A 6,220-nucleotide genomic window follows, 5' to 3' on the forward strand; every position below is an offset into this window, starting at 1 on the left:
CATCGATTCCTCAGACCCGGCCCAGGGCAAAGCCCTTGGCCACATGGTTACGGACAAACCAGATCACCAGCATGCCCGGCAAGATGGTTAGCACCCCCGCCGCCGCCAACACGCCCCAGTCGATCCCCGAGGCGGACACCGTGCGCGTCATCACCGCAGCAATGGGTTTGGCGTTGACCGACGTCAGGGTCCGCGCCAGCAGCAGCTCGACCCAGGAAAACATGAAGCAGAAAAACGCCGTAACACCGATGCCCGAGCCAATCAGCGGGACGAAGATCTTCACGAAGAACTTGGGAAAACTGTAGCCGTCGATGTAGGCCGTCTCGTCGATTTCCTTCGGCACCCCGGACATGAAGCCTTCAAGGATCCATACCGCCAGCGGCACGTTGAACAGGCAGTGGGCCAGGGCCACGGCGATGTGGGTATCGAACAGGCCGATGGAGGAATACAGCTGGAAGAACGGCAGCAGGAACACCGCGGGCGGCGCCATGCGATTGGTCAGCAGCCAGAAGAACAGGTGCTTGTCGCCGAGAAAGCGGTAGCGCGAGAACGCATACGCTGCCGGCAACGCCACGCTCAGGGAGATCACCGTGTTCAAGCTCACGTAGTACAGCGAGTTGAGGTAACCGGTGTACCAACTGGGGTCGGTGAAGATCACCTTGTAGTTGTGCCAGGTGAAGTCCTGGGGCCACAGGGTCAGGCCGCCAAGGATCTCGGTGTTGCTCTTGAACGACATGTTCAGCAACCAGTAGATCGGCACCAGCAGGAACAGGATGTAGATCAGCAGCGGAATCAGCTTTCTCTTGCTCATGGCGACCTCAGCGGCTGGCGTCGGAGTGAGTCATGGCGGTGTAGAAAAGCCAGGACACCAACAGGATGATCAGGAAGTACACCAGGGAAAACGCCGCCGCCGGGCCCAGGTCGAATTGCCCGACCGCCATCTGGGTCAGGGTCTGGCTGAGGAAGGTGGTGGCATTGCCTGGCCCGCCGCCGGTCAGTACAAAAGGCTCGGTGTAGATCATGAAACTGTCCATGAAGCGCAGCATCACAGCGATCAGCAGCACGCTCTTCATCTTCGGCAGCTGGATATGCCGAAACACTGCCCAGCTCGAGGCCCGGTCGATGCGTGCGGCCTGGTAGTACACGTCCGGAATGGCCCGTAACCCCGAGTAGCACAGCAGCGCCACCAGCGAGGTCCAGTGCCAGACGTCCATCACCAGCACCGTGACCCAGGCGTCCATGGTGTTGGCCGCGTAGTTGTAGCTGATGCCCATGGCATTCAGGGTCGAGCCCAGCAGCCCGATGTCGGCACGGCCGAAGATCTGCCAGATGGTGCCCACCACGTTCCACGGAATCAGCAGCGGGATCGCCAGAATGATCAGCACCAGGGACGACCAGCGCCCCTTGCTGGGCATGGTCAGGGCGATGGCGATGCCCAAGGGAATCTCGATCAGCAGCACGCAGGCGGAGTAGATGAACTGGCGCAGCAGCGAATCGTGCAGGCGCGGGTCCAGCAGCACCTGCCGATACCAGTCGGCACCGACGAAATAGCGGCTCGACTGATCGAAAATGTCCTGCACCGAATAGTTGACCACGGTCATCATCGGGATCACCGCACTGAAGGCCACCAGCAGGAACACCGGTAATACCAGCCACCAGGCCTTATTGTTCTGCACCTTGTTCATGGCTGCACCTCCAGCAGGTAGTCATCGGCATAGACCATCAGCCATTGGGCCGGAAAGCTGATGCAGGCCTGGCCCTGGGGCACTGGCTTGTCTTCCGTCAGGCGCACTTTCAGCAGGGCGCCATCAAGCCTCAAGGTCATGATCTTGTAGGTGCCCAGGTCTTCGACGTGCACCACCTCGGCCTGCAGCCCGTCCTCATAAGGTTCATCCCAGACATGGACAAACTCGGGGCGAATGCCGACTTTCAGGCTGCTGTAATCGGTCTCGGCGATGCGCCGCTGCAGCGCCTCGGACAACGGCACATGGGTGCCGGCAAAGCGCACGCCCCCGGCTTCGGCGCGCACCTCGATCAGGTTCATTCCCGGGCTGCCGATGAAATAGCCGACAAAGGTGTGGCTCGGGCGCTCGAACAACTCCCGCGGCGTACCGAACTGGACGATCTGCCCGCCGTACATCACCGCAATCTTGTCGGCGAAGGTCGAGGCTTCGAGCTGGTCGTGGGTGACGTAGACCATGGTGATGTTGAACTGCTCATGGATCTGCTTGAGCTTGCGCCGCAGTTTCCATTTCAGGTGCGGGTCGATCACCGTCAGCGGTTCGTCGAACAGGATCGCCGATACGTCGTCGCGCACCAGCCCGCGGCCCATGGAAACCTTTTGCTTCTCGTCGGCGCTGAGATTGCGCGCCTTCTTGTTCAGCAGGGCCTGCAAATCCAGGACTTCGGCAATCTCCTGCACCTTGCTGTGAATCTTCGCTTCGGCCATGCCCTGGTTACGCAGGGGAAAGGCCAGGTTGTCGAACACCGTCATGGTGTCGTAGACCACCGGAAACTGAAAAACCTGGGCGATGTTGCGCTTCTCCGGGGTCAGGTCATTGACCACCCGGGTGTCGAACAGCACCTGGCCTTCCGACGGGCTGAGCAACCCGGAGATGATATTGAGCAGGGTCGACTTGCCGCAGCCAGACGGCCCGAGCAAGGCATAGGCGCCGCCCTGCTCCCACACATGGTTCATCTCGCGGATCGCGTAGTCCTCGGGCGCGGCCGGGTGACGGCTGTAGCTGTGGGCGAGGTTTTGCAAACGAATTTCAGCCATCAGGCAACCCTCGCGACACGCCGTCCCGGGGCCTGGACCAAACGGCCCTGGGCATCGAAGACAAACAGTTTGTGGGTGGGGATGTAGATGCGGATCGGCGCGTCGACGTCGTATTCGTGGACGCCGGGAAGGTGCAGCACCAACAGGAAATGCTCGTTGCGTACGTGGAGGAAGGTTTCCGAGCCGCTGATTTCCGCCACCTCGACGGTCACCGCCAGTTCCAGGTCGTCGTCGTTGCTGGGCACCAGCGAGATATGGCTCGGGCGCACACCGAAGCGGAACTCACCCTCGCCAATCGGCCGCAGGTCCACGTTCAGCGGGAAGTGCACGAAATTGGCGAAGCTCACTTCATTGCCGGCAATGCGCCCGGGCATCAGGTTGATCGGCGGCTCGGAAAACAGCTCGGCAGCCAGCATGGTCTGCGGCTGGTGATAGACCTCGGCGCTCTTGCCGCTCTGCACCACGCGGCCCTCATGAAGGATGGTGGTAGTGCCGCCCAGGGCCAGGGCTTCATTGGGTTCGGTGGTGGCGTAGACGGCGATGGTGTGGCGCGCCTCGAACAGCTCGCGCATCTCCTGGCGCAGCTCTTCGCGCAGCTTGTAGTCGAGGTTGACCAGGGGCTCGTCGAACAGGATCAGCTCGGCGTCCTTGACCAGGGCCCGGGCCATGGCCGTGCGCTGCTGCTGGCCGCCGGACAGTTCCAACGGATGGCGTTGCAGGAATTTCTCGATACGCAGCATCTGCGCGGTTTCCAGCACCTTGCTCTGGATCAGCTCGGCCGACACCCCGGCCTGGCGCAGCGGCGAGGCGATGTTCTCGAACACGGTCATGGTCGGGTAGTTGATGAACTGCTGGTAGACCATGGACACGTTGCGCAGGCGCACCGGGCGCTGGGTGACGTCCACCCCGTTCATCAGGATGCGCCCGCTGTCGGGCTTGTCCAGGCCGGCCATCAGCCGCATCAGGCTGGTCTTGCCGGACAGGGTGCGCCCCAGCAGGACATTGAAGGACCCGGGTTCAAAACGCAGCGACGCATCATCGATCCAGGTCTGGCCCTCGACGACGCGACTGACGTGCTCCAGTGTTAATGACATGGCTCGGCCTTTTTATTATTGGAGTCAAGCGACCGGGACAGCAGAGCGAGTTTCGTGCCAGTCCCCATGCTCCCTGCCAAGCCATTGATGTGCATCGGATTAGGAGAAAATCGCCCATGGGCAATTTTCAGTGCTGAACACAAATGAACAGTTTCGACTGAACAATTGAACAGCCACTCGGTTGACAATGAACAATTGTGAACAACACTGAATGGACGCTTGGGCACCGCCCTCCTTGCCGGCGTACGCCCCATAACAACAAAAAAGCGTTTCAGAGGCTGACCGCCATGAGCTCCCCCGCCCCGAATCTGCCCCACGACACCATCATCAAGGACTCCTGGAACCGATGCCGGGCGTTCGGCCTCGACCATCAGAGCGCCCCGGCCTTCGACCCGCTGCCGGCCCAGGGCATCGCCCAATTGCTGGACAGCCAGCAATCGCTGGTGCACACCACCCACCAGGAAGTGCTGCCCTATTACGAGAACATCCTCAGCAACTCCAACTGCCTGATCATGCTCGCCGACCACCAGGGCCAGGTGTTGACGTCCTGGGGCACCCAGCGCTTTATCGACCCGGCCCTGAGTCGCGGCTTCAAGGCCGGGGCCAACTGGCAGGAACACTGCACCGGCACCAACGCCATCGGCACCGCCCTGGCCTGTGCCCAGGCGGTGCACATCGAACACGATGAACACTTCCTCAAGGCCAACCGTTTCATGACCGGTTCGGCGGCACCGATCTTCGACGCCGAGCGCAAGCTGATCGCCGTGCTGGATGTGTCCAGCGACAGTTACCTGCCGCCCTCCCACACCCTGGGCATGGTCAAAATGATGAGCCAGACGGTGGAGAACCGGCTGATCCTCAATCTGTTCCAAGGGCGGCATTTCCAACTGACCTTCAACACCGGGCTGAACAACCTGGACAGCCAATGGGCCGGCCTGCTGATTTTCGATGACAGCGGCCAGGTGCTCTCCGCCAACCGCCGCGCCGACAATCTGCTGGGCCTCAGCCTGTCCCGGGTCGGCATCGAACAGCTGTTCCAGGTCTCGCTGTCTGAACTGCTCAACCAGCCCGAGGGCTTGCCTTTTGCCCTGCAGGCCTCCGGGCGCAATCGCTTCCACTGCCTGCTTAAGCGGCCGTTGCTGGCGCCGACCCAGACGAGGGTAGCGGCCGCAGCCGCCAGCCCGACGGCCACGCCCGGCCACGAAGCCATCAGCCTCGGCACCCTGCACTTTGGCGACAGCCGGGTGGAAAAGGCCGTGCGCCAGGCTGAACGCCTGCTGGAGAAGGACATTCCGCTGCTGATCCACGGCGAAACCGGGGTCGGCAAAGAGATCTTCGTCACCGCCCTGCACCAGGCCAGTTCGCGCAGCAAACGGCCGCTGGTCGCGGTGAACTGTGCGGCGATCCCCGCCGAGCTGGTGGAGTCGGAACTGTTTGGCTATGAAAAAGGCGCCTTCACCGGTGCCAACCAAAAGGGCAGCATCGGCCTGATCCGCAGCGCCGACCAAGGCACGCTGTTCCTCGACGAGATTGGCGATATGCCCCTGCCGACCCAGGCACGGCTGCTGCGGGTGCTGCAAGAGCGCTGTGTACAACCGGTGGGCAGCAGCGAACTGTTCCCGGTGGACCTGCGCATCATCTCCGCCACCAACCGCGCCCTGCGCGAACAGGTGCAACTGGGGCGTTTCAGGGAAGACCTGTACTACCGCATCGGCGGCCTGACCCTGGAACTGCCACCCCTGCGCGAACGCAGCGACAAGCAGGCGCTGTTCAAGCGGATCTGGGAGCAACACCGCGAGCCCAGCCAATGGGCAGGCTTGAGCCGCGATGTGCTGGAGCTGTTCGAACGCCACCCCTGGCCCGGCAACCTGCGCCAGGTCAGCAGCGTGATCCAGGTGGCCCTGGCCATGGCCGAGGACCAGCCGGTGCGGGCCGAACATCTGCCGGATGATTTTTTTGTCGACCTGGAGATGCAGCCCGTCACCACCCCGCTCCCCACCAGCCGCATGGACCTGGACGACATGGCCGACCTGCAGCGCCAGCTGCAGGCCGTGGGCGGCAACATCTCCCATCTGGCCCGACGCCTGGGCGTCAGCCGCAACACCCTCTACAAGCGGTTACGGCAAGTGGACAACTGATGCACCCAAACCCCGCATCCGCTGTAGGAGCTGGCTTGCCAGCGATGGCGCCAACGGGCCTTGCGTCATGTTCACAGGCCCCATCGCCGGCGAGCCGGCTCCTACAGGGTGGGTGTGAATCGTGATCTGGTGTAGGAGCTGGCTTGCCAGCGATGGCGCCAACAAGCCTTGCGCCATATTCACAGACCCCATCGCCGGCGAGCCGGCTC

At 62.4% G+C, this 6,220-nt stretch carries 5 protein-coding genes; 1 reads left to right on the top strand and 4 read right to left on the bottom strand.

Annotated elements, in window-relative coordinates:
* Positions 1-10: 10 nt before the first annotated feature.
* The 4 genes from M1B35_RS25455 to M1B35_RS25470 are packed head-to-tail and all read right to left on the bottom strand — an operon-like array spanning position 11 to position 3,873.
* Entirely contained in the window at positions 11-811 is an 801-nt protein-coding gene (locus tag M1B35_RS25455) for a carbohydrate ABC transporter permease (protein WP_123335494.1), read from the bottom strand.
* Positions 812-818: 7 nt separating this feature from the next.
* Positions 819-1,685 carry a carbohydrate ABC transporter permease gene (locus M1B35_RS25460; protein WP_123335492.1) on the bottom strand — a complete coding sequence of 289 codons (867 nt, stop codon included), beginning with the start codon at positions 1,683-1,685 and terminating at the stop codon, positions 819-821.
* On the bottom strand, positions 1,682-2,779 hold the full coding sequence (locus tag M1B35_RS25465; RefSeq protein ID WP_268263422.1) for an ABC transporter ATP-binding protein: 1,098 nt from the start codon (positions 2,777-2,779) through the stop codon (positions 1,682-1,684). Before M1B35_RS25465 ends, M1B35_RS25460 begins: the two co-directional genes overlap by 4 nt.
* The gene (locus M1B35_RS25470; protein ID WP_123335489.1) at positions 2,779-3,873 is read right to left on the bottom strand and encodes an ABC transporter ATP-binding protein; all 1,095 of its coding nucleotides are present in this window, start codon (positions 3,871-3,873) and stop codon (positions 2,779-2,781) included. Before M1B35_RS25470 ends, M1B35_RS25465 begins: the two co-directional genes overlap by 1 nt.
* Before the next feature lie 287 nt (positions 3,874-4,160).
* Here M1B35_RS25470 and M1B35_RS25475 point away from each other — a divergent pair, with 287 nt between their 5' ends.
* Entirely contained in the window at positions 4,161-6,011 is a 1,851-nt protein-coding gene (locus tag M1B35_RS25475) for a sigma-54-dependent Fis family transcriptional regulator (protein ID WP_268263423.1), read from the top strand.
* Positions 6,012-6,220 lie beyond the last annotated feature (209 nt).

The sequence above is a fragment of the Pseudomonas morbosilactucae genome (assembly GCF_023241665.1).
GTDB lineage: Bacteria > Pseudomonadota > Gammaproteobacteria > Pseudomonadales > Pseudomonadaceae > Aquipseudomonas > Aquipseudomonas morbosilactucae.

Coding starts and splice junctions, on each gene's coding strand:
- M1B35_RS25475 (WP_268263423.1), top strand. CDS start 4,161: ATGAGCTCCCCCGCCCCGAATCTGCCCCACGACACCATCATCAAGGAC.
- M1B35_RS25460 (WP_123335492.1), bottom strand. CDS start 1,685: ATGAACAAGGTGCAGAACAATAAGGCCTGGTGGCTGGTATTACCGGTG.
- M1B35_RS25455 (WP_123335494.1), bottom strand. CDS start 811: ATGAGCAAGAGAAAGCTGATTCCGCTGCTGATCTACATCCTGTTCCTG.
- M1B35_RS25465 (WP_268263422.1), bottom strand. CDS start 2,779: ATGGCTGAAATTCGTTTGCAAAACCTCGCCCACAGCTACAGCCGTCAC.
- M1B35_RS25470 (WP_123335489.1), bottom strand. CDS start 3,873: ATGTCATTAACACTGGAGCACGTCAGTCGCGTCGTCGAGGGCCAGACC.